Source organism: Pasteuria penetrans, from assembly GCF_900538055.1.
GTDB lineage: Bacteria > Bacillota > Bacilli > Thermoactinomycetales > Thermoactinomycetaceae > Pasteuria > Pasteuria penetrans.
Map to the genome: position 1 here is coordinate 1,523,774 of NZ_UZAC03000001.1, position 21,997 is coordinate 1,545,770.

At 47.3% G+C, this 21,997-nt stretch carries 18 protein-coding genes and 2 pseudogenes; 2 read left to right on the forward strand and 18 right to left on the reverse strand.

All coding sequences use genetic code 11. The annotated features are described in order from the left end of the window. Nucleotides 1-495: 495 nt before the first annotated feature. The 11 genes and pseudogenes from rlmB to PPRES148_RS06285 all read right to left on the reverse strand — a co-directional run. Nucleotides 496-1,335 (reverse strand): 23S rRNA (guanosine(2251)-2'-O)-methyltransferase RlmB, encoded by an 840-nt coding sequence (rlmB, locus tag PPRES148_RS06240; RefSeq protein ID WP_149453711.1) that lies wholly within the window; start codon nucleotides 1,333-1,335, stop codon nucleotides 496-498. A 123-nt stretch (nucleotides 1,336-1,458) separates the two neighbouring features. Then, the gene (locus tag PPRES148_RS11460) at nucleotides 1,459-1,623 is read right to left on the reverse strand and encodes a hypothetical protein (RefSeq protein ID WP_187820737.1); all 165 of its coding nucleotides are present in this window, start codon (nucleotides 1,621-1,623) and stop codon (nucleotides 1,459-1,461) included. Nucleotides 1,624-1,696: 73 nt separating this feature from the next. After that, complete coding sequence (cysS, locus tag PPRES148_RS06245; RefSeq protein WP_149453712.1) at nucleotides 1,697-3,103, reverse strand: cysteine--tRNA ligase; 1,407 nt, start codon at nucleotides 3,101-3,103, stop codon at nucleotides 1,697-1,699. A 4-nt stretch (nucleotides 3,104-3,107) separates the two neighbouring features. Continuing rightward, complete coding sequence (gene ispF, locus PPRES148_RS06250; RefSeq protein WP_149453713.1) at nucleotides 3,108-3,620, reverse strand: 2-C-methyl-D-erythritol 2,4-cyclodiphosphate synthase; 513 nt, start codon at nucleotides 3,618-3,620, stop codon at nucleotides 3,108-3,110. After that, nucleotides 3,617-4,297, reverse strand: coding sequence for a 2-C-methyl-D-erythritol 4-phosphate cytidylyltransferase (ispD, locus tag PPRES148_RS06255; RefSeq protein WP_223127986.1), 681 nt, complete (start codon nucleotides 4,295-4,297; stop codon nucleotides 3,617-3,619). The genes ispF and ispD overlap by 4 nt, the downstream gene beginning before the upstream one ends. Nucleotides 4,298-4,317: 20 nt before the next feature. Next, on the reverse strand, nucleotides 4,318-5,442 hold the full coding sequence (locus PPRES148_RS06260) for a PIN/TRAM domain-containing protein (RefSeq protein WP_149453715.1): 1,125 nt from the start codon (nucleotides 5,440-5,442) through the stop codon (nucleotides 4,318-4,320). Between the two features lie 110 nt (nucleotides 5,443-5,552). Continuing rightward, a complete protein-coding gene (locus PPRES148_RS06265) occupies nucleotides 5,553-6,044 on the reverse strand; it encodes a CarD family transcriptional regulator (protein ID WP_149453716.1) in 492 nt (163 codons plus the stop codon). Between the two features lie 207 nt (nucleotides 6,045-6,251). Continuing rightward, entirely contained in the window at nucleotides 6,252-7,004 is a 753-nt protein-coding gene (gene pssA / locus PPRES148_RS06270; RefSeq protein ID WP_149453717.1) for a CDP-diacylglycerol--serine O-phosphatidyltransferase, read from the reverse strand. Between the two features lie 354 nt (nucleotides 7,005-7,358). Continuing rightward, nucleotides 7,359-8,429 carry a DNA integrity scanning diadenylate cyclase DisA gene (disA, locus tag PPRES148_RS06275; RefSeq protein ID WP_149453718.1) on the reverse strand — a complete coding sequence of 357 codons (1,071 nt, stop codon included), beginning with the start codon at nucleotides 8,427-8,429 and terminating at the stop codon, nucleotides 7,359-7,361. A 4-nt stretch (nucleotides 8,430-8,433) separates the two neighbouring features. After that, nucleotides 8,434-9,807, reverse strand: coding sequence for a DNA repair protein RadA (radA, locus tag PPRES148_RS06280; RefSeq protein ID WP_246142922.1), 1,374 nt, complete (start codon nucleotides 9,805-9,807; stop codon nucleotides 8,434-8,436). 911 nt (nucleotides 9,808-10,718) lie between these two features. Continuing rightward, nucleotides 10,719-11,012: pseudogene (locus tag PPRES148_RS06285) on the reverse strand (IS256 family transposase); the annotation flags it as partial. A gap of 1,204 nt (nucleotides 11,013-12,216) precedes the next feature. On the opposite strand from PPRES148_RS06285, the gene PPRES148_RS06290 reads away from it, so the two are divergent. Beyond that, on the forward strand, nucleotides 12,217-12,399 hold the full coding sequence (locus PPRES148_RS06290) for a hypothetical protein (protein WP_149453720.1): 183 nt from the start codon (nucleotides 12,217-12,219) through the stop codon (nucleotides 12,397-12,399). Here PPRES148_RS06290 and PPRES148_RS11465 read toward each other — a convergent pair whose 3' ends face one another. The 5 genes from PPRES148_RS11465 to PPRES148_RS06310 form a co-directional block, all read right to left on the reverse strand. Continuing rightward, the gene (locus PPRES148_RS11465; RefSeq protein ID WP_187820738.1) at nucleotides 12,400-12,561 is read right to left on the reverse strand and encodes a hypothetical protein; all 162 of its coding nucleotides are present in this window, start codon (nucleotides 12,559-12,561) and stop codon (nucleotides 12,400-12,402) included. Nucleotides 12,562-12,985: 424 nt separating this feature from the next. After that, nucleotides 12,986-15,412 (reverse strand): ATP-dependent Clp protease ATP-binding subunit, encoded by a 2,427-nt coding sequence (locus PPRES148_RS06295; protein ID WP_149453721.1) that lies wholly within the window; start codon nucleotides 15,410-15,412, stop codon nucleotides 12,986-12,988. A gap of 60 nt (nucleotides 15,413-15,472) precedes the next feature. Next, entirely contained in the window at nucleotides 15,473-16,558 is a 1,086-nt protein-coding gene (gene mcsB, locus PPRES148_RS06300) for a protein arginine kinase (RefSeq protein WP_149453722.1), read from the reverse strand. 38 nt (nucleotides 16,559-16,596) lie between these two features. Beyond that, complete coding sequence (mcsA, locus tag PPRES148_RS06305) at nucleotides 16,597-17,235, reverse strand: protein-arginine kinase activator protein McsA (RefSeq protein ID WP_425468242.1); 639 nt, start codon at nucleotides 17,233-17,235, stop codon at nucleotides 16,597-16,599. A gap of 1,205 nt (nucleotides 17,236-18,440) precedes the next feature. Next, the gene (locus PPRES148_RS06310; RefSeq protein ID WP_149453723.1) at nucleotides 18,441-18,698 is read right to left on the reverse strand and encodes a hypothetical protein; all 258 of its coding nucleotides are present in this window, start codon (nucleotides 18,696-18,698) and stop codon (nucleotides 18,441-18,443) included. A gap of 552 nt (nucleotides 18,699-19,250) precedes the next feature. Between PPRES148_RS06310 and PPRES148_RS13315 the strand changes: the two are divergent. Continuing rightward, nucleotides 19,251-20,240 (forward strand): annotated as a pseudogene (locus PPRES148_RS13315) (transposase); the annotation flags it as partial. A 362-nt stretch (nucleotides 20,241-20,602) separates the two neighbouring features. Here the strand turns inward: PPRES148_RS13315 and hpt are convergent. After that, nucleotides 20,603-21,184: a hypoxanthine phosphoribosyltransferase gene (hpt, locus tag PPRES148_RS06320; protein ID WP_149453725.1), complete on the reverse strand. Its 582-nt coding sequence runs from the start codon at nucleotides 21,182-21,184 to the stop codon at nucleotides 20,603-20,605. Between the two features lie 154 nt (nucleotides 21,185-21,338). Then, a complete protein-coding gene (grpE, locus tag PPRES148_RS06325) occupies nucleotides 21,339-21,989 on the reverse strand; it encodes a nucleotide exchange factor GrpE (protein WP_149453726.1) in 651 nt (216 codons plus the stop codon). Nucleotides 21,990-21,997: the final 8 nt, after the last annotated feature.

Consider the following 21,997-nt stretch of genomic DNA (forward strand, 5'->3'; position numbering starts at 1 on the left):
CAATTCAGAATTAAGAAAAAGCTACCCGATGATATTCCAAGTCCGAAGTTAGGCCAGGGGGGCCTAGAAAATACCCCCGGAAGGCAATTCGTGAGCAATGATAAGAAACCTAATATTTTTGGGAATGGCACCACGTTTGGAATGCAACCTTTTTGTAACAAGGTACCGAGGACTGAAAGATGGGGGCAGACGGAAAGTAACGGACAGGTTGATCCGTTTGCAACAATCCCATTTCATTACAGAAATATTTAAATTTACTTAAAAAATTTAAATAAATAAGGGGGAATTATGCCAAGGAACCGCCTGCAGACGTTTTTATTTATTAAATAGATAAAATATATATATTATATTTAAATTAAAATATGTTTCCTTAGATTTAGAAACCCTGCCGTGGACTTTCAATCCAACGAACGATACAATCCTATGTTCCTAGAGTGGTACATAAAATAAAAAACACATGAAAGAAATACAATCCTAATTGACAAAGGAACGATCCTAAGTGTTCTTCTCCCCTTCCAGCAGATCCGTATCCCCTTTCGAATGCCCATAACGAACAGCATAAAGAAAAAGTGCCGTAGCAACAGAAACATTGAGAGAGGCAATGGGAGACCGCATAGGAATTCTATATAAATGATCGCAACAGGTTCGCAGGGAAGGCCGGAGACCCCTACCCTCTCCACCAATCAAAAGAGCTAGAGGCACGGACCCAAAGGTAGAAGCCAATCTATCATAAATGCCCTCCGATGCCTTTACATCAGCCCCTAAAATCCATACACCCCTTTTCCTCAACCAGAAAGCCTTCTGCCTCAAATTAGCTACCCTAGCGATAGGAACATGGGCAACAGCACCAAGGGAAGTTTCTAGAACCGCACGGGTCAAACCCGTGGCGCGACGCTTTGGGATCACGACCCCATGCACACCTACTGCAGCCGCTGTACGCAAAATAGCCCCCAGATTGTGGGGATCCTGAACCCCATCCAACAGCAAAAAGAGGGGGGGCAGATCCGACTTCTTCGCTCTTTCCCACATCGTCTCGATAGGGGTAGAAAGTACGGATGAAATGCGTGCTGCTACCCCCTGATGTCTCTGCCCCAATTCCTGACCGAGCTTGTCCAACCAAGCCTTGGGAACCCTTTGCCAGGGAACACTGCGTTGGGATGCTAACCGTTGCAGTGAATGCCAGCGGGCAGGGGGAATTTCCGCCGCCACCACTATCTTTTCCATCGCCACCCCTCCGTGAAACGCCTCGGTAACGGCATGCCTACCCACCAACCAATCGGTTGTCAGCAACCTCGAATCATCACTCACTCCCATGAATTCCACTCCCGTATCCATCTATGTTCAGATCCTACCCTCTCCTACCTGTCCATGAACTCACACATGTCCTAAAACGATACAATACCAAATCCTCAAGCCCCCGTTCCTTTCGAAACACGGCGTTACAATGTATAACAATCCTTAACCCCCATGTTGTAGGCAAATCTTACCCCATTCCACTGCAGAAAAGGGAGACAACCCCCCCACTTGCGAGCCCCAAAACACATCCAGGCCCACACCGGATGACCACCCTCCCGTAGGAATCGCATCAACAACACAAACTACAGGGGAGGGGGGGAAAGACATTCCCCCATTTTCCCTCTCTCCACACATACCCTACAATCCGTGACGATAAACTACCACACAGGAAAACATTCCATCATACCCTCTTCCAACGCACACCCTGTGGTGTATCCTCCAACGCGATACCCTCCTTCAGCAAGGCTGTACGAATCGCATCCGCCTCCACAAAATTGCCCGCTTCCCTCGCCTTCCGACGCGCATCAATCTGCTTCTGAATTTCCTCCGAAGGGGAATCCCCCATTTGCCCCCCCGGCAATAAGCCCAATACCTCACCTGCATGCCGTGTGAACCATACATCCAGGGCCTCCAGAGAAGCCACCGTTACATCCCCCTGACAAAGAAAACGATTACCCAAACGAACCGCAGCAAATAAAACACTGATTGCATTAGCCGTATGAAAATCGTCATCCATAGCCTCCATAAACCGGGTATGCAGAGCCTCCAAATCTCTCACCAATCCCGCATCTGCAACCCCCTCCTTCGTAGCAGATGAACGACGTTCCCGCAGGTGGACCATAGCCTCCCGCAGACGACCCACACTACTCACCGCCTGCACTAAGGCCTCCTCACTGAACTGCAGGGGACGACGATAGTGCACCGACAACAATAAATATCGCAATACCAGGGGGTCATACTTCTCCCGCAACTCAACTACACTGGCAGTATTTCCTACCGATTTCGCCATCTTCTCGCCCTGCAACATGACAAAAGCATTGTGTAACCAATACCGAACAAAAGGCTCCCCTGTCCAGGACTCGCTTTGAGCACGTTCATTTTCATGGTGAGGGAAGCAAAGATCCTCGCCCCCGGCGTGAATATCGATCGTATCGCCAAGATAACGACGAACCATCACAGAACATTCGATATGCCAACCCGGACGCCCATAACCCCATGGTGTCTCCCAACCCAATTCTTGCCTGGGGGATGCCTTCCAGAGGGCAAAGTCAAATGCATTCTCCTTCTTATCCCCAGGCTCTATCCGTGCGCCCATCCGCAATTCCTCCAGGGGCTGGTGGGCCAACTTACCATATCCAGGGAATTCCTGTGCCCGGAAGTATACATCCCCTCCCGAAATATAGGCAGCCCCTCCCGCAAGAAGGTCGCGAACCGCCTCTATCATGCCTTCTACATGATCGGAGGCACGGGGATGTACATCAGCACGTTCCACTCCCAATGCATCCATATCCTCAAAATACGCCTCTATGTACCGATTGGCAATCTCACGAACAGGGACCCCTTCACGTAAGGAGGAAGCCAACAGACGATCATCGAAATCCGTAAAATTCTGCACATACAGAACCTCATAATCGCAACTTCGTAGGTAGCGGCGTACTACGTCAAAAAAAACAAAAACACGCGCATTCCCAATATGGATATAATTGTAAACAGTTGGCCCACAAACATACATCTTCAGATTCGCGGGGGCCACCGGTGTAAACAACTCCCTCCGCTGGGACAATGTATTGTGAACATGCAATGCCATAGGATTATCTGTCCCCTTCCGTCTGGGCCGTCTCCGCCATAAGCAGCACCACGGCCTCAGCTGCAATCCCCTCACACCGCCCCACAAAACCCAATCGTTCCGTGGTGGTTGCCTTAACACTCACCTGCATCATCTGGAGGCCAAGCTGTTCCGCTATCCTCATACGCATGGAATCAATAAAAGGTTGTAGCAATGGCCTTTCGACCATAATGGTAGAATCAATATTCATAATGGCATATTGGCTCTCAGTCACCAAACGTTGTGCATGACATAGCAACAAACAGCTGTCGCAGTTCTTATATGCTGGGTCCGTAGGTGGAAAATGCGTTCCTAAATCCCCTATAGCCAGAGCACCCAATAGGGCATCTGTAATCGCATGAAGGAGTACGTCAGCATCCGAATGACCTACTAAACCCTGGGGATAGGGAATCCGCACACCACCTAGAACCAATGAATGCCCATCCGCCAACGCGTGCACATCAAAACCATGTCCAATTCGCCATGGTACCACCTTCATAACCCTTCCTTACGGGACCGAAATATAGGTAACATCATTTCAGCCAACGGAAGATCACTTGGTACTGTCAGCTTAATGTTCCACGGATCCCCTTCTATGATATGTACCGGCTCCCCGAGGACCTCAACCAAGGAAGCATCATCAGTAAACAGAGAGGTTCCATTAGCAGCATGAGCACGACGCAATAATTTTGTGGAAAAAAGCTGCGGTGTTTGGACCATACGCAACTTTGAGCGCGGCAACGTATAGGTCACACGCCCTTGCTGATCTACTTCCTTTACTGTATCCACCGCCGGCACTCCCAAAGAAACAGCCTCCCTTTGGGGAACAACAGCCAGAAGACGGTTCAGAACCCCCTTTGAAACAAAAGGACGCACCGCATCGTGTACGAGTACCCAAGGCGTCTCCACAACGGCCAACGCCGCCGCTACACTGGCCCGCCGGGAACAACCGCCAGAAACAACACGAAAATTGAGCCGTGAGGGCAACTGAGGAGCATACTGCAAAGCCAACTCTATCTCATGGGGCCGTGTCACTATTATAATGCTAACGATGGATGTATGGAAAATAAAACAACGCAAAGTATGAAGTAAAATCGGTTCCCCATGCAATAAGAGGAACGGCTTGCTACATTGCGCCCGCATACGCGTGCCCTGACCTGCCGCCAATACAATCACTGTATACAGTTGTTTCCCCCTCATAACACCCTTTCTAGGAGTTTGGGCTTAGCAAAGATCATTCTGCCCGCTGATGTCTGCAATACACTGGTAACCAATACATCAATCCTGTCCCCGATGTGGTCACGACCACCCTCAATGACAATCATAGTGCCATCGTCGAGATAAGCTACACCTTGTCCATGTTCCTTGCCGTCCTTGATAACCTGAACATTGATTTCCTCACCCGGCAACACGATCGGTTTCACAGCGTTGGCTAAATCATTGATATTGAGAACCTGAACACCCTGCAACTCGCAAACCTTGTTGAGATTGAAATCGTTGGTAACCACCTTACCACGGAGAATTTTTGCGAGCTTGATCAATTTGCTATCAACTTCCGCTGGATCCTCGAAATCACCCTCGTAAATCAATACATCCACATCGAGTTCCTTCTGAATCCGATTGAGAATGTCAAGACCCCTCCTCCCACGATTTCTCTTCAGCACGTCAGAGGAATCAGCAATGTGCTGCAATTCCTCCAGCACAAAACTCGGGATAACCAATGTGCCATCTAAAAAACCCGTACGACAAATATCAGCAATCCGACCATCAATCACCACACTGGTATCTAGAATCTTATGATCCCCTGTCCCACCATTTCCATATTGCGACTCTTTACCATTCCGTCTATCACCATCAAACCGAAAAAGAGATAACCATTCCTCATGCTTCTTATAGCCCGCACACCATCCGAGATAACCAAGAAGAGCGGTGAACAAACAAGCAAACAAAAGAGGCAAAAAACCACGGTCGAAACCCGGTAAGGGTATTTCACGCAAGATGGGCAACAAAACAGGCACCGTGGTGAGCACAGCCACGACAAGTCCAACAATGAGCCCCAAGGCACCAAACATAACCTCCGCCGCTGGAATACGCACCAAACGTTCCTCATGCCAGGCAAGCCAACGGATCAGGTACCTGGAAAACCGAGCAGCCACCAAAATGGCCAACACGGTACCGAGCAGAGCACCGATCCACTCGGGCTTAGGAACTCCCACTACCCCAAACGAACCGTGCAACCAATCGAAGAGGCCCCGTCCTGCATAGTAACCAGTGGACACACCTATAAGGATGCATGTCAACTGAATCAAACGTTTCAACACGGGGTCCACACACCCCCCCTCATGTTACTTATCACAAGCGGTTGCGCCCCCCCAGTATTACCAAACTCCCCAACATACAACCCCATCATTTCCAACCGTGAAAATCCCATTCATTCTACAAAACTTGTCGCAATACTACCATGAATGAGTGCAAAAACTTTTTCCTTCTTCAGCCCCCCTGCCAACACCAGTTCACTAACCAAAATTTGTGTAGCATTCTCCAACATTTTTCGTTCTCCAGTGGAGAGACCTTTTTCCTCGTCCCGAGCAGTCAGACTTCGAACAACATCTGCTACATCAAAAATGTCACCGCCCTTTATTTTATCGAGATTGGCCCGGTACCGTCGATTCCAGTTACTCGTATCCGCATCACCCCGTGTACGAAGCCGGCTCAAAACCTCATCCGCAATGGACGAGTCCACAACATCACGCAACCCTATGTTGGCCACACTCTCTGTAGGTACCATAACCTTCATATCGCCTATAGGCATATGCACAACATAATACCTCCGACGCTCCCCCAAAACTTCCGATTCCTCTATGCACTCAATCACACCAGCACCATGCATCGGGTACACAACCTTATCACCCACTTTAAACACCGTACTTCCCCCTTTCCGTTGAGGAACAGGACGCACATTCCATGGTACCATGTGTTCCAATAATCTGTCAATTAAATGAAAAACATCATTGTACCACGGTTTAGGACATCAAGTCAATGCCCGTTCCACAGAAAATTCCTATGTAGAATTTTCCAAACCTCCACAAAGAGAAAAGCCCAGGAGGCGCTTGAACGCTGAACCCGAGCTTCACTTCCATTCCTCAGCCGGTTCCTCATCCCCACCACGGAAACGACGACGAAAAGTACGGGCTATACCATAAAAAATATAAAAGACGAGTAGTACAAGAACGACCCTTGGAAAAGAACCAGGATAGGATACTGCCGAAACAGCGAGACAAGCTAAAAGAGCTAACGAAATGCACAGGCTGGTAACGTGGAGACGAAAACGCCTAATCTTGGTATAACGAATAGTGCTAACCATCAAAAAAGCAAGGAAAAACGTACCCATCACCAGCGAATAAGAACCCACCCCCTCGTGTTCAGCCTCCAAGGACAGAGCCGCCAAGGCGGCACCAGCGGCAGGAATAGGCAATCCTTTGAACCAGCCAACAGGCGAAGGCTGAGTATGAAAACGAGCCAATCGCACGGCACCACAAGCAATAAACACAATGGGGGCTATGACACCGATAGGTCCGGCCTGATCCAGAGCCGCCGCATAAACCATGACACCGGGAGCAACACCGAACGTAATCACATCGGATAGGGAGTCCAATCTCTCACCAAAAGAACTCTCCGTATTGAACATACGAGCCGCCTTACCATCAAGTCCGTCCAACAACATACCCGCCAAAACAGAAAAGAATGCCTCGTATAAACGGTCTCCATGGATAGTCAGCAGAATAGCAGCCACACCTAGGCATAGGTTCCCGACCGTTAAGAGGTTTGGCAGCGCCCGCACCATTTTCTGTGCCCATAGCCGCTGAAAAATCGTGCGAAGCATACCCTGACTCCCCTTTCTTTCCCTCGCATAGGATCGTTACCAAATATCAGGAACAGAAGAGGTTTTTTTCTACCCCCCATCAAATGGGGGAAACACAAAAGAAGCTGGCAGACTGAAACGCCTACTCCTTGATTATAACACAGAAACAGGCTCACCATGGCGTACTCCCCTCGGAGGGACGCCCAGCCGGACGACATACCAGCCCCATGTCATTCCCTATTTATGCAGTCAACTTAGCAACCATGACAATCCATCCACCGGGACACGATCCCCAACACCGCACTATAAATGATATTATATCATAAATATACAAAATATAAATATATAATGATTCATGTCGAGGATATCCTTCGATTACCTACGATCCAGCAAAATCTGCTCCTGAATACGGCGCAAACCCTCCTTGATAGCACGCCCCCGCACAGCCCCGATACCCTCTACTGATTCTAGCTTCCCTACACTGCAGGCAAGTATCTGTGACAGATTATCGAATGAATCAACTAATTTTCTCATAATATGAACAGGTAAACAATGAATTTTATTCAGAAGTCGGTACCCGCGCGATTGCACAAATTGATCCTGGAAATTCGTTCCCACCTCCAAACCCAAAGTACGGGCTACCCTATGTCGTTCCAATAACTCATCCGCCGTCAGACGACGAAGGCGATCCAGTGTATCCTGAGGACACTCCTTATAGGAAACAGACCCGTAATCCTCAACCAACAACCTGGCTTCCTCCTCCACCCCCGCCACTAACTCCTCAAGTTGCATCCGAATCAATCGACCTTCGATCCCCAACTCAGAAATATAAACCTCGATCTCTCGTTTTACCCGCAACACCATTTCAACCCGTTGCAGGACAATTGCTACCTCGTTGATCGTAACAAGCTCCCCCAGTTCAAGGGCAGTAAGCCGCTCATTAGCACACGCTAAAGCTGCCGTATACTTCTCCAAGGTTTGTAATGCCTGATTTGTTTTGGATAGAATAACACTCAAATCATGCAAAGCATAACGAAAAATTCCTTTATAGAGTGTAATCACACTACGACGTTGGGAAATAGAAACTACAAGATGCCCTGTTTGTTTGGCCGTGCGTTCCGCTGTCCGATGGCGAATACCCGTCTCAGTTGAAAGCACAGAGCTATGGGGTACAAGCTGGGCATTAGCATACAAGATACGATTGATTTCCTTGTCTAGAATAATAGCCCCATCCATTTTCGCCAATTCGTAAAGATAGGCCGGTGAAAAAGGGCAATCTAGATGAAATCCTCCATCCAAAATCTCCTCCACCCGCTCGTCACAACCGACAACAATCAAGGCCCCTGTTCCAGCGGCAAGCACATTTTCCAAACCATCACGGAAGGGGGTACCTGGAGCGATCAAACACAAAATCTCATTGACTGCCTTTGTGGTTGGTTTCGACACAACATCACCCCTCAAACGCTACCCGGGCTGCTTCCTCCAGGGTAGTCGTCCCCACCATTTGCAAACCCTGGGCCCCATCTAGTTCGCGGTAATTAGCCATAGGTACAATCGCACGCTGAAAGCCCATGTGCGTCAACTCCGCTAAACGAACCTCTATACGGCTTATACCACGAATTTCACCCGTGAGACCTATTTCACCGAGAAAGGCATCATATACCCGTGTGGGTTCATCCCGAGCACTAGAAATGAGCGCAATCGCTGCAGCTAAATCGACAGCAGGTTCCGACAGGGTCAACCCCCCCACAACATTGAAAAAAACATCTCGCTGCTGAAGCGATATACCAAGTCGCTTCTCCAGTACGGCCACCAACAGATGAAGCCTCTGTACATCCAAACCTGTAGCAGTACGACGTGGTGCGGCCAATCTCGTAGGAGCTACCAACCCCTGTAGTTCCACCAGAAGCGGCCGTGTTCCTTCTAGAGCAGCCACAATAGCTGTACCCGATGTTTGTAACGGTCGATCCGCCAACAAACGTTCCGATGGATTGGGGATCCCGATAAAACCCTCCGAACGCATAGCAAAAATCCCTAACTCACAAGTAGAACCAAATCGGTTTTTGACAGAACGGAGCAATCGATCGCTACGATGCCGATCACCCTCAAGATAAAGCACGGCATCCACCATATGTTCCAATAGTCTCGGACCTGCCAGTTCACCCGCCTTGGTCACATGACCAACGACAATAGTTGCTATCCCACAACCCTTCGCGAGCCGGAGTAGAAACCCTGTACAGGCGCGTATCTGCACAACGCTTCCTGGTAAACCACCCACATCATCCGCAACCATGGTTTGAATAGAATCAATAATCATAACATGGGGATGGTAAGTATCCACTAGCGTACGTATCCGTCCCATCTCGACCTCTGCACCGATTCGGAGAGACTCATGAAGGGCAGAAAGGCGTTCAGCACGCCAACCCAATTGGGACACCGACTCCTCCCCGGAGACATACAAAACACCATGCCCCCCACGGGCTAGACTAGACGCCACCTGCAACCAGAGAGTAGACTTACCCACACCGGGATCCCCACCTACCAGTACAAGAGACCCTGGGACTAAACCCCCGCCTAAGACCCGATCCAGCTCGGGCAAACCCGTTTCCCAACGCTGTACGTCTGTATCTTGCTGCCGAATCTCCGTAACCGGAATAGCTACGGGTTTCTCGCCAGGTATTGGTTGTACACCTATTTTTTCTCCTACAACTGTACTCTCCGCCATAGTGTTCCATGCTGAGCAGCCCGGACATCTCCCCACCCACTTGGGTGAGACATAGTCACAATCTTGACAAATATACTGAATTTTTACCCTCTTGCCCACGGACCGCCCTTCCCCCCATCGTGGAATACCCCCCAAAATGTCCCCTAGGGTCATTGTAGCATTTTCGAAACAAAAGAACACACACTTCCCACGCCTTTTTTGCCAGAAAATGGACTCCACGGGTTCCTTGTCTAATTCCCCTTTTAGGGGAATATCCCGGCCTGAATATCGGACTTGGGGGTGCAGTCCTCAGAATGGGTTCTAAACCATCGTTCGGTGGGTTGGGTCTCCATACTTTAATGATTACGGAATCAGGAGGACCCAGGATGGTCCTATTTTTTAGAGTATCAGATTTATTAAAACATTTTTATAAATTAAATTATATTTTAGTAAAATTTATATTGTTAATGAATATAAAAACAGTCTTTTTGGGCATTTCAGACATACCTGCTTTGGAGTTGAAAGGTACCCTTTTCTGGGGGCGCACCTGAAAATTTCGTAACAATCAGTTATTTTTTGTTGAACCCCCGAAATTATCGAAGGATCATAGAAATCGGTTTCTATCTCGTCCCTTTTGCGCACACCAAAGAAACCCGACATAAAGTCGAATTTTATTTTTTATTTAAATATTATTATATATTAAACTCTATGTAGTTATGGGTGATCTTATTCTTCTCTTCCTGATCTTCTTTTGAAGATAACGAACGGCCTGGGATCAATGATAAGCAGATCCTTTTGCCATCATGGCCCATGCCACCCTCATCTTACCACGCACCTTCATTTTGGCGGCCTGAAAACGATTCTTCATAGAAGAACAACCCCCCCCACAGCTGCACGACGATTACCCTTCTCTTTGTACCCCGATTGCTCCATTTTGTCTCGTTGTTCCGCCGTTGAATAGGACTGATCTGTGGTGCGCAGGACCCTTTCCCCCCTCTTCAGAGGTTTGGCTGCACATTGCTCGGCAAATTGATTCTTTTCCTGTAACTGTTTCTGCGAATCATCCTACCGGAACCGTAGGGGCTCCTCTCTTGCAGCTCTTGTCGTCGATAATGATCACACCCGTGATCAACTAACCACTCAAAAGCCTTGGAAAAATCATGTAAACCAACATTGGAATCTTTGGAAAGCTCTCGCTCCAAATGCAAAATAACCTCCTTGAACGAACTCCCCTTTTTTTGTAGATATTTCAATCGGTGTCGTAAGAAAGAAAGCATATCCTCTTCACATGTCCAGTGAACGGGGCCAGAATTTTGATCGCTCATGGTGGTGTTTCACTCTCTCTATTATAAATTTAGAAATTTATAATATATATTATAATATTTGCAAATAATTTTGTCTATGATATTTTTGGCATCGCACAATAAAAAAACAGGATAGATAGGGAACCTTGGGATCACCACTAGTTTGGGGAAACACAAGTAATGGTTGGTTGGGGAGGCGAAGGACCCTTTTCAGGGGAAAAGGGGTCCGTTGCTGGAGCTCTCTACGCAGGGAACAAGGATCCCGGGCGGAAAAATCTGCCCCCGCAAGGGCTTTCAACTGGGAGTAACTAAGACAGATCCAACAGAGGGGTTCTCTACATGGGGGAAAAATATGGGGGAGAATGGATCTATAGGGTAATTAGGGTCAATTTAGATTTTATTATATATTAGGTTGAAATAATTAATAAAAAATAGGTTCAGAGAAGGGTCATTAGACGACGCGGGAAGGACAGAAAAGGGCCCCTACAGGGCCCTGACACCAAATTTAGGATGCAACCAAAGGTGAGACTAGATTCATAGATGGATCATTCCCCACAAGAAATTGCACGGTCCCAATTCTCTCCCATCGTAAATTACCATGGGGCTGACAAGGCTACCCATGCTCCCTATAGAGGGAAAAAAACCAAGCTTGATCTTCGTCCACGTTTTTGGGTTTGGATTTGGAGGAACTATGAAAACTTTGCCATCGTATGTTGCAATAGCCAACCAGAAAACGATCGGGCGGAGAGGTACTATAATTTTTCATATAATAATATATTGTATAATATACATAAAATAAATGAAAAAGTATTCAATAATTTTAAATGAATAATATAAAAACACGCATACTTTTTTATTTATTTTATAAATTAATAGAGACAAATGTTCTTTGGCATAGGCTTGTATATAACGAACTGAATAAACAAACCAATTATGGCGGGAAAGTAGACCTCCACCTAATTCATCCTTACAATCCAGAATTAGGAAGAAACCGCCCGAGGATATTCCGGGTCCGAAGTTTGGCCAAGAACCTGAATCTAGTCTCACCTTTTGGTAAAGCAGTTGAGTAACATAATAACATTTTGTCATGACACTGTTCCTGTTCTTACCGGGGGATTTACCTTATATTTATAAAGGTTCCTTTAATCACTAATTTATTGTAAATTCAGAAAATAATGGGCTGGACAGAACTCTACCACTGCGGGATTTAGGGGTGTAATGGATATTGAGATGGGCGGATACCCAGTCCGATGCTGGAAGGATCGAGGTTACCACGGAACTAGGCAGTGGGATTTTTGAGGGGGGGAATACGGGGTCTCCGTTCCGTGGGAAAACCTGCCGTATGGGGGAGTTGCCTGGGGAGAAACCGTCGTGGCGTCTTAGACGGTTTTTCCCTGAAAGGTGCTAGCTAAAAATCAATGGTATGGACATCGTCCATGCAACCATTCCCTTGTTCCGTGCATAAGAGGGGATGAAAGTCATAAGCTGTGGTGGGGGAAGACAGAGGTTCCCCGTTCGAAATTTCGGAAGTATAATCAGCAGGGATAGCAAGGAGATCCTCAACAGGCAATGGGTTGGGGTTTTCTTTTGAGGGTGGCTAACAAAAGGGGGGGTATATATTTTTATTTAAATAAAGTTTATATATTATTTTATTATATAATTCTATTTTTATTAATATTGATTGTTTCTTTATATATGCAATATGAATTTATATGTCAAGAATGTTGTGGGAGTTAATATACAAAAAATGGGGATAAATCATCCTTCTCCGCACCCCCACAGGGCAAATATGGAAACATTGGACCGTATTTTGGACCAAAAACCTGGGGTTGAACCGATACAGATTACTTGACACACGCCCCTGAAAACCTTGTTCAGGAATTCATACCCGCAACGGGATGCCACCCTTGGGGTCCTATTTATTTATATAATAAAAATAATCCCACACAAGGTGGGATATTATCAAAAAAATATTTTATCCATTAGCCAACCTCTTAGGTAGAAACACGATCCAGGATTACCAGCTTTCCATCCTGCTCATCAATAGTGATAGAACTACCAGCTTTAATATTTCCACGTAACATCTCTTCTGACAAACGATCCTCCACATTACGCTGGATGGAACGTAACAATGGTCTTGCCCCATAATTGGGATCATACCCGTCCTTAGCCAAATACTTCCGAGCGGCGGGCGTCACCTCAACATCTATATCCTTCTCCTCCAAACGCTGATGAAGACGCCCTATCATAAGGATAACAATTTCCTCGAGTTGCTCCTCTTCTAAGGCGCGGAACACAATGACATCATCAATTCGATTGAGGAACTCGGGCCGGAAACTGCGCTTCAATTCATCCATCACTGTACTCTTCATATGTTCATAATCCTGTACACCCCCATGCTGGGTAAACCCGAGCCGCCCAGCCTTACCAAGCATGGAAGCACCCACATTAGAAGTCATAATGATGACGGTATTGCGCATATCCACCGTACGACCCTTCCCATCGGTCAAACGACCATCTTCGAGGACCTGTAGCAAAATATTGAAAACATCGGGATGGGCTTTTTCCACCTCATCAAATAAAACAACTGAATAGGGTTTTCGACGCACCTTCTCCGTCAACTGACCCCCCTCGTCGTGACCCACATACCCGGGCGGTGAACCCACAAGGCGGCTTGTCGCATGCTTCTCCATATACTCCGACATATCGATCCGGATCATGGCCTCATCATCACCAAAGATGGCCTCAGCCAGGGCGCGTGCCAGTTCCGTCTTGCCTACACCTGTGGGACCTAAAAAAATAAATGAACCAATAGGTTTTTTGGGATCCTTCAATCCGGCACGCGCCCTTCGGATGGAACGAGCAACAGATTTTACAGCCGCCCCTTGGCCCACGACACGTTCATGGAGAATATCCTCCATCTTCAAAAGTCGCTCCGACTCCGCTTCCGCCAATTTACTCACAGGTATACCTGTCCAGCTTGCCACAATATTGGCAATATCCTCACCCCCTACCGAGGTACTGGTACGGCCCTGATCCTCCCTCCATTCCTTCTGCGTCAACTCCAACTTTTTCCTCAATTTCTGTTCCTTATCCCTTAGGGCAGCTGCCTCCTCGAACTCCTGGCTTTGAACAGCTGAATCTTTTTCCTTCTTCACTTTGCCCATTTCTTGCTCTAGCTGCCTTAATACAGGGGGAACCACATAGGAAGAAAGGCGTACCTTAGACGCTGCCTCGTCCACAAGATCAATCGCTTTATCGGGTAAAAATCGATCGGTAATATACCGGTCCGATAATCTCACCGCCTGCTCAATGGCTTCATCACTGATCTTCACGCGATGGTGGGCCTCGTAACGATCCCGCAAACCCCTGAGAATAAGAACTGCCTCCTCCATAGTAGGTTCCTCGACTAGGATCGGCTGAAAACGACGCTCTAGGGCAGCATCCTTTTCAATATACTTACGGTACTCATCCAGGGTTGTTGCACCCACACACTGCAACTCACCCCGTGCTAGGGCCGGCTTCAGAATATTGGAGGCGTCAATAGCGCCCTCTGCCCCACCTGCCCCAATGAGCGTATGTAATTCATCTACAAAGAGAATGACATTCCCCGCCTGTCGAATCTCGTCCATAATCTTTTTGAGTCGATCCTCAAATTCGCCTCGGTATTTGGTACCTGCCACCACAGTACCCATATCCAACGTCATCACACGCTTGCCACGCAATGTTTCAGGAATCTCCGATTCAACAATCCGCTGGGCTAAACCCTCTGCCACAGCCGTTTTCCCGACACCAGGATCCCCGATGAGCACCGGATTGTTTTTTGTTCGTCGAGAGAGTACCTGAATTACACGTTCAATCTCCTTGTTCCGACCAATCACCGGATCCAACTTATGATCACGAGCTGCTGCCGTCAAATCGCGCGCTAAACCATCCAATGTGGGTGTAGTAGCTCCCCCCATCCCGGAAGTCTGATTGCCCGCTGGGGACTCGGTCCCCAGCAACTGTAATACCTGCTGACGCGCCTTATTCAGGCTCACACCCAAGTTGTTCAGTACTCGGGCTGCTATTCCCTCGCCTTCACGGATGAGCCCCAACAAAATATGTTCGGTACCTACATAGGTATGATTCAACCTGCGCGCTTCATCCATAGAGAGCTCAATGACTTTCTTAGCTCTCGGGGTGTAGGCAATGCTGTTCGAACTAGATTTACCCTTGCCAATCAGCGTTTCCACCTCGGAACGGATCTTGTCCAAACTCAGACCCAACATCACGAGTGCTTTGGAAGCAATCCCCTCCCCCTCACGTAACAACCCTAACAAAATATGCTCTGTACCAATGTTGGCATGGGATAATTGGACCGTCTCCTCTTGTGCCAATGACAATACCTTTTGGGCCCTCTCCGTAAAACGACCGAACATGAAAGCCATCGCTCCCTCCCACTTATCACAAGATTGAAAAACAAACCACACCCGTCCCACTCAGGCGGACTGACCACTCCCCGGTTCCATCAACAGACGCTCACGCAACAATCGCGCCCTCCGTATGTCGCGCTCCTGGGGATCCAATTGTTCATCAGCATACTCCTGTAGAAAACCGGGCTGAATCATAACCATCATTTCGTTCATTACGCTCGCTGACACACCAGGCATCCAATCCAAGTCTACACCCAAACGAACATCAGACAGACGTTGCATAGCCTCTTTAGAATCCATAATATAAGCGTTGGCCAAAAGACCATAGGAACGGTGGAGACGATCTCGTAAGGGAATCGCTGAATTTTGCACCAGTCGCTGCCTCGCCGACTGCTCGCGTTCAAGAACCTGGTTGACCACATTCAACAATTTCTCAAGGATCTCGCTCTCCGATTGACCCAGGGTAACCTGATTGGATACCTGATACAGATGCCCCAATGCCTCACTGCCCTCACCATACATCCCCCGCACTGCTAGCCCCACCTGAGTGATGGCTGGCAAAATGCGACTCAAATGCTGTGATATTGCTAAGGCAGGCAAGTGAAGCATGACGGAGGCACGGATCCCGGTACCCACATTCGTGGGGCAACTGGTGAGATAACCGCAGGGTTCATCAAAAGCAAAAGCTAGGTGTTTCTCCAACCAGTCGTCAATCTGATTGGCCAATCCCCATGCCTCCTGCAACTGTAGGCCTGGATATAAGCACTGAATCCTAATATGGTCCTCCTCGTTGATCATCAAGCTAACAGATTCGTTCGTGCTCACGATCACCGCCCCATTACGCGACTCCTCCGCTAACACAGGGCTAATCAAATGCTTCTCCACCAATACTTGCTTTTCCAAACTACTCAGATCACACATACGAATGAGCTGTGCCTCCCGCAACACACCTGGGGGGGAAGCATGTATAAGTAGATCATGCAAACGCTGTATCACCTGCTCGGCCTGGGCAGTGGGAATGACCATGGGAAAAGGCAAATCAGCTAGGTTACGTGCAATGCGAACACGACTACTGAAAACAATCTCCGCTTGTGGACCCGTCACCCGCATCCAGCCACTGATGGCACGCTTCATAAACTGCTCCAGAGACATCGTTATCTCTCCTTCTTTACCCCTTGCCTCCACAATCCCTAGATGGCAGTACCATTCGAACTTTCCCCTATCGTGTGATCACGCAAACGCTCCTGCAGGGAACGAATCCGATCCCGCAGCCGGGCCGCATCCTCAAAATTTTCCGCCTGAATCTTATGATCTAGCTCCTGCTTCAACCGCTCTAACTCCCTACGCACCTTCAACTCACCCTGCGTCCGTTCCGGTACCTTTCCTCGATGGACGATATTACCATGCACACGACGCAACAAGGGATCGAGCCGATTCCGAAAAGTTTTGTAACATCGAGCACATCCAAATCGCCCTATCTTGCTGAATTGCTGATACGTCAACCCACACAAGGGACAGCGACGGGACAATGGGTCATTAGCACCCAAATCCCCACTACCCCCTGTTTGTGACATATCCATATTGAGAAGACCAGACAATAACTGATGAAAGGAAAAACCCTCCTCCCACCCCATCATGGCATCCCCACGCGCACGGGCACACACCTCACAAAGGTGCAATTCCGACTTATTCCCATTGATTACCTTTGTATAATGTAACATGGCCGGCCTTTTTCCGCATTCGGGACACAACATAGAAACAGGACTCCTTCCCCGAAACAATATCTTACCTATAGATATTTTTAAGAAAAACACACCAACCCTTGACAAACTACAACGACCCCAATGAACCGTTCCTTACCCTATCCACCACCGATACCAGTGTACGAAAAGGAAGCTTATCCCTACAACACTAAATGAGATCGAAAACATTAAGGAAATAAAAACACTCTGGGACACATTGTCCGCATGAAATAAAATCATCGTATTCAGTCGAGAAAATACAGTTCACAAACCCGGAAAAAGACGGGGCAAAACCCCCTTACGAAAACAATCACCCTACCCAAGCGTACCAGTCGTAGACAGGTCTTAGCAAGCAAACCTGCCCGCCAATGGAGGAGCCCTTTACTGAAGAACCCCCAACCCCTGAAAAGGATAGGTCCCCTGTTTCGACATCAACTGCGCCTTCCAGTGCTTTCCCCCAATGGTTCGCTTTACTAATCTCTCTGATTCACACCTGACAGGGTCATGCCCTGCCTTTTCCTAGATCGCTCACAACCGGGGCACTTTACCCCAGCAACACTAGGCGGTTTGTAACCTGCTACCTATCAGCCGGTTACGAAGGGCCGAGCAACCTTCATCTCTTGAACGACTTCGCTACCGCGGAAAGGAACGATCCGACAACTACCGCCCAGAATATCGGCTCCTTCCTCGACCTATAATAAAATTTAATAAACATAGAAAGGTTATTTGATAGTACTTGCTCTTTCATCCAATGCCCCCTTAATCAATAGATCAGCACTATATTTCGCAATAAACAGTTTATTCATATTATTAAATATCAACTAATGATATTTATGTTTCATTGGTTAAAAACGTGGTAATAAATAATAGAAAATACATCCATCCTTGTTGTATAATCTTCCTTATCATAGGCAAAAAACTAGAGGACCGATGACTCCCCAGCATTATAACACAATACCGAATAACTACGGAACAAAGAAGATAGAAAAAAAGAAATTTTTTCAAAATCGTCTGTTATCCACGGTGGACCCTAATAACCCTTCCGATGTGGAATTGGTTTACACCCTCCTCGTCCTTTTCTTCACGGAGACCTCTGCATAGGGAGAGATACGGCGGTTACCACCACAATACAATAGAGGGGCCATGCAAACATGTACTCATCCCATTGGTTATGGACATAATTAGGGAGTTTCTGGAATATAGCAATCGTATGCTGATCGATCAACTCCCATGCTAGGGTCCTTTTTTTGATGGGAATCGTTGATATGGACCCCAGTTTTTATCGGATGGATTCAACCCTTATCGACAGCTGTATCAGGAAACTGAGCCGCAATATGTTGATTTTCTTGGTTCTTGGGATTGCAGTTCATATGATGGGCCCAACTTGCTCTCCCCCCTTCCTTCCGAAGGGAAAATCTTCTTGCATCCTGATGGCAAATGGTAACGAAACTCAGACCCGTTCCTATAGGTCCCTCCTTCTCCTTCCAACATACTGTTGTAAAGGGTAATAGGGAAAGAGGGTTGAACAGGAAGGGCAAAAAAAACTCCATGGGGTTGGCATCCCAGATTTGGTGTCGGGGCCCCATAGGGGCCTTTTTTTATTCCCCCTGCTTTATCTGATGACCCATCTCTGAATTTATTTTTTTATTAATTATTTCAATATAATATATAATAAAATCTAAATTGGCCCTAATTACCATATATATCCATTCTCCCCCGTCACTTTCCCCTCATGTAGAACCCCTTTGTTGGACCTGTCTTAGTTACTCCCAGTTGAAATCCCTTGCAGAGAGGGATTTTTTTCCTCTGGATCCTTGTTCCCCATTAGGGCAGGCAAGGGGGGGTTCCCTCCTGAACCCTCCCAACAAGCCCCCTTACTCTCCGTCTTCTCTACAAAGAGTCCTAACGGACCCCTCTTTCCTTGAAAAGAGCCCCTCGACCTCTCTCTCTACCATTACTCATAGTGGTGGTCCCAAAGGTTCCCTACCTACCCTGTTTTTTTATTGTGCGATTCTCGAAGTATCATAGACAAAGTTCCTTGCAAATATTATAATATATATTATAAATTTCTAAATTTATAATAGAGAGAATGACACAACACACAGACAGGTTGCAGTTCCATCACGATTCCCTTTCCTATAGTACGGAAGGGAGGATTCGAATCCGTTCTTGTGAAGCGTTATCAGAAATGTACCCACTGTTGGTTGGAGAAATTGTACCCCTCTGTGCTGATTCTATATCCCTGCAGAATTTGTCGAAACGATCCCCGTTGTTATGCCATAGTGATATCCCCCCGCGCCACTCTTTCCCGTCAGTTTAGACGATATGATGATTCCCATCTAAGTGTATGAAATCAACGTTCCCTACAGGGTGACAGCTATGGCTTCCTTCAGGCGAATAGCTACCCTACACATAGGTTCGTGGCCGGGGACTCGTAACCATATACATCGTCAATAGGATTCAGCAACCGAAATGGTGTTCGCATCCAGGACATTTTGTACTATGGATCGATCAGCCAGAATGCGTTCAGACCTGGCGCAGGGTCTTTCAAAATCTCCGTTCACGCGGGGGTTTACATACAATAAACCCCCGATTACTACAGATGCCCATGACGGCCTCATACAGGCTATACAAGAGGAGTACCCCCTGTCCGATTGGCAACATTGTATAGCCCATTGGACCCGAAATCTGCGGAAGGCGGCCCTAAAGCGGGATCGTCCCCCTATCGCGGGATGGGGATCCCTCTCAGAAAGAATTCGTGGGGAGGTTTGGGAAGCCCCTAACCGGGAAGTAGCCCATAAGATGGCCATGGAGATTTATCATGAATACCCCTCCTTTGCACCTCGTACCATGAGGATTTTTCAAAAGGGGTGGGTTGCTCCAGACTACGATTCACCTTCGCCACGATGAAAACGATTGCATGGCCTATCGTACCACCAATATCACGAAACGATGGAATGGGGAGATCAGGCGTTGCACAAAAAAAGTTCGCTGCCATCCGACCTCGGGTGCTCTTCATCAAACGGTGGGTCTTTGCGTACCAAATACACAGCAGAAAACAACGGGAAAAAGCCATGCGAAGGATGGGTTGATTATAATATCCCGAAATATTTTATATCTGGTTTATATTGATCGTTCTATATAACAATATTTTATTAATAAATATATAAAGCCGGGGCTTCTTATGGGAATGCCGGAAATAGGTACCAGAGAAGTCGTCCTATATAATTTCAAAATATTTACACATTTACCCAATTATACAGAACCGTAGCCTTCGCGCATTTTACCTTTTATATTCTTCATAAACAATATTATTGGTAAGAAAATATCACCGGGGGAGCGATTCGCAAGCAAGGATAAGGAACCCCAAATCACCCATTTTTGAGGATGACACCATATTTGGAATGCAACCCCTTACTCTCCCCCCGCCGGATAAAAAATATCAATCATCCCCTCATCGAATAACCCCCGGCTTGAGATTCCCTATGTAGGGGAGGTTACGATACCTACCTGCATAATCCAATCCGTAACCCACCACAAAACCAGAATCTTCCGTAAGTAGAAAACCATAGTCTTCAGATGGAATCTCTATACCTCGACAGTCCAATCTCACAAGCAATGAAACCACACGTAATGAGGAGACACGACGCCCTCGTAAAAGATCTAGTAAGTAATCCAAAGTCCTCCCCGAATCAATGATATCCTCTACTAAAATCACATCGCGACCCTCAACAGAGATACTGAGATCCTTAACCATTCTCACCACACCTGAGGACCTGTCCTGATCTCCGTAACTGGAGACAGCAACGAAGTCAACCTCCACTTGTCCGTCTACGAACCGGACCAAATCAGCCAAAAAAACAAAGGCCCCCTTAAGCACACAAACATAAAGGGGGCTCTTATCACGGTAGAGGTTGCTTAAATGCTTCCCCAAAACCGCAAGACGCTGCTGAATTTGTTCCGGTGTGTATAGAACATTCTTAATATCCGGATGGGGAATCGATCCCTTCCCCACAAAGACCCGCGTTTCTTCCATACCCGGGCATACCCCCTATACTATACTCTACGCACTATCACTCCTGACAGGGAGTAAAAAACTACGGAATTCCTAATCGGTCCTGTATCTAAACCTCGCACGGGAAAACAACAAATCCATTCCTTTTAAAAAATTATAAAATAGCCCCCATGAATCATTCCCCAGCGGGAACTGCTCTATTCTCATATCTGCTAACAATTACATCCTCTAAACGTAGAACCCTATTTCCGTGCCAAAATCCATGGCGTACTACACCTAATACTTTCCCATTCTCCTCTACCGCATCAGTAGGAACCACCTCAACCGCTCGTTGCACCCTTTCATCAAACTTTGGGGATGTCGTATGCATAGGCTCCACATCACATCGGTAGAGAATCATTGCCAGTTCCTCACTTAAGGAACGCAGGAGATCTGCAGCCCCACTGGAAGAGGTGGAACTCCCCGATTTCTCTTCCTTATACATGTAATTCATTTTATCCAAAAAAAGAAGTAAATCCAATAATACCGAACGATGCGACGATACAAACCTCTCCCTATTGTATTCCTGTTGGAGCCCAGATACCTTCTCCTCCAACAATTGCTCGTATCGTGAGGATTGCTCCATCAGCACCCCTCTAAGCCCTGCTACATCCTCCTGCAATGCAGTTGCCCAAGTAGGGGACAATGCGGTGGTACCAGAACCCCCCACGGAACCACTGCCCCTCTTATTAGATCTACTACACGGTAAACGTTTATGACTCCCCATACATACGCCGGAAGGGGGGGAGGAAGGCATAATCCTCCTTCTCTCATCACTCACAACCATAATAAGGA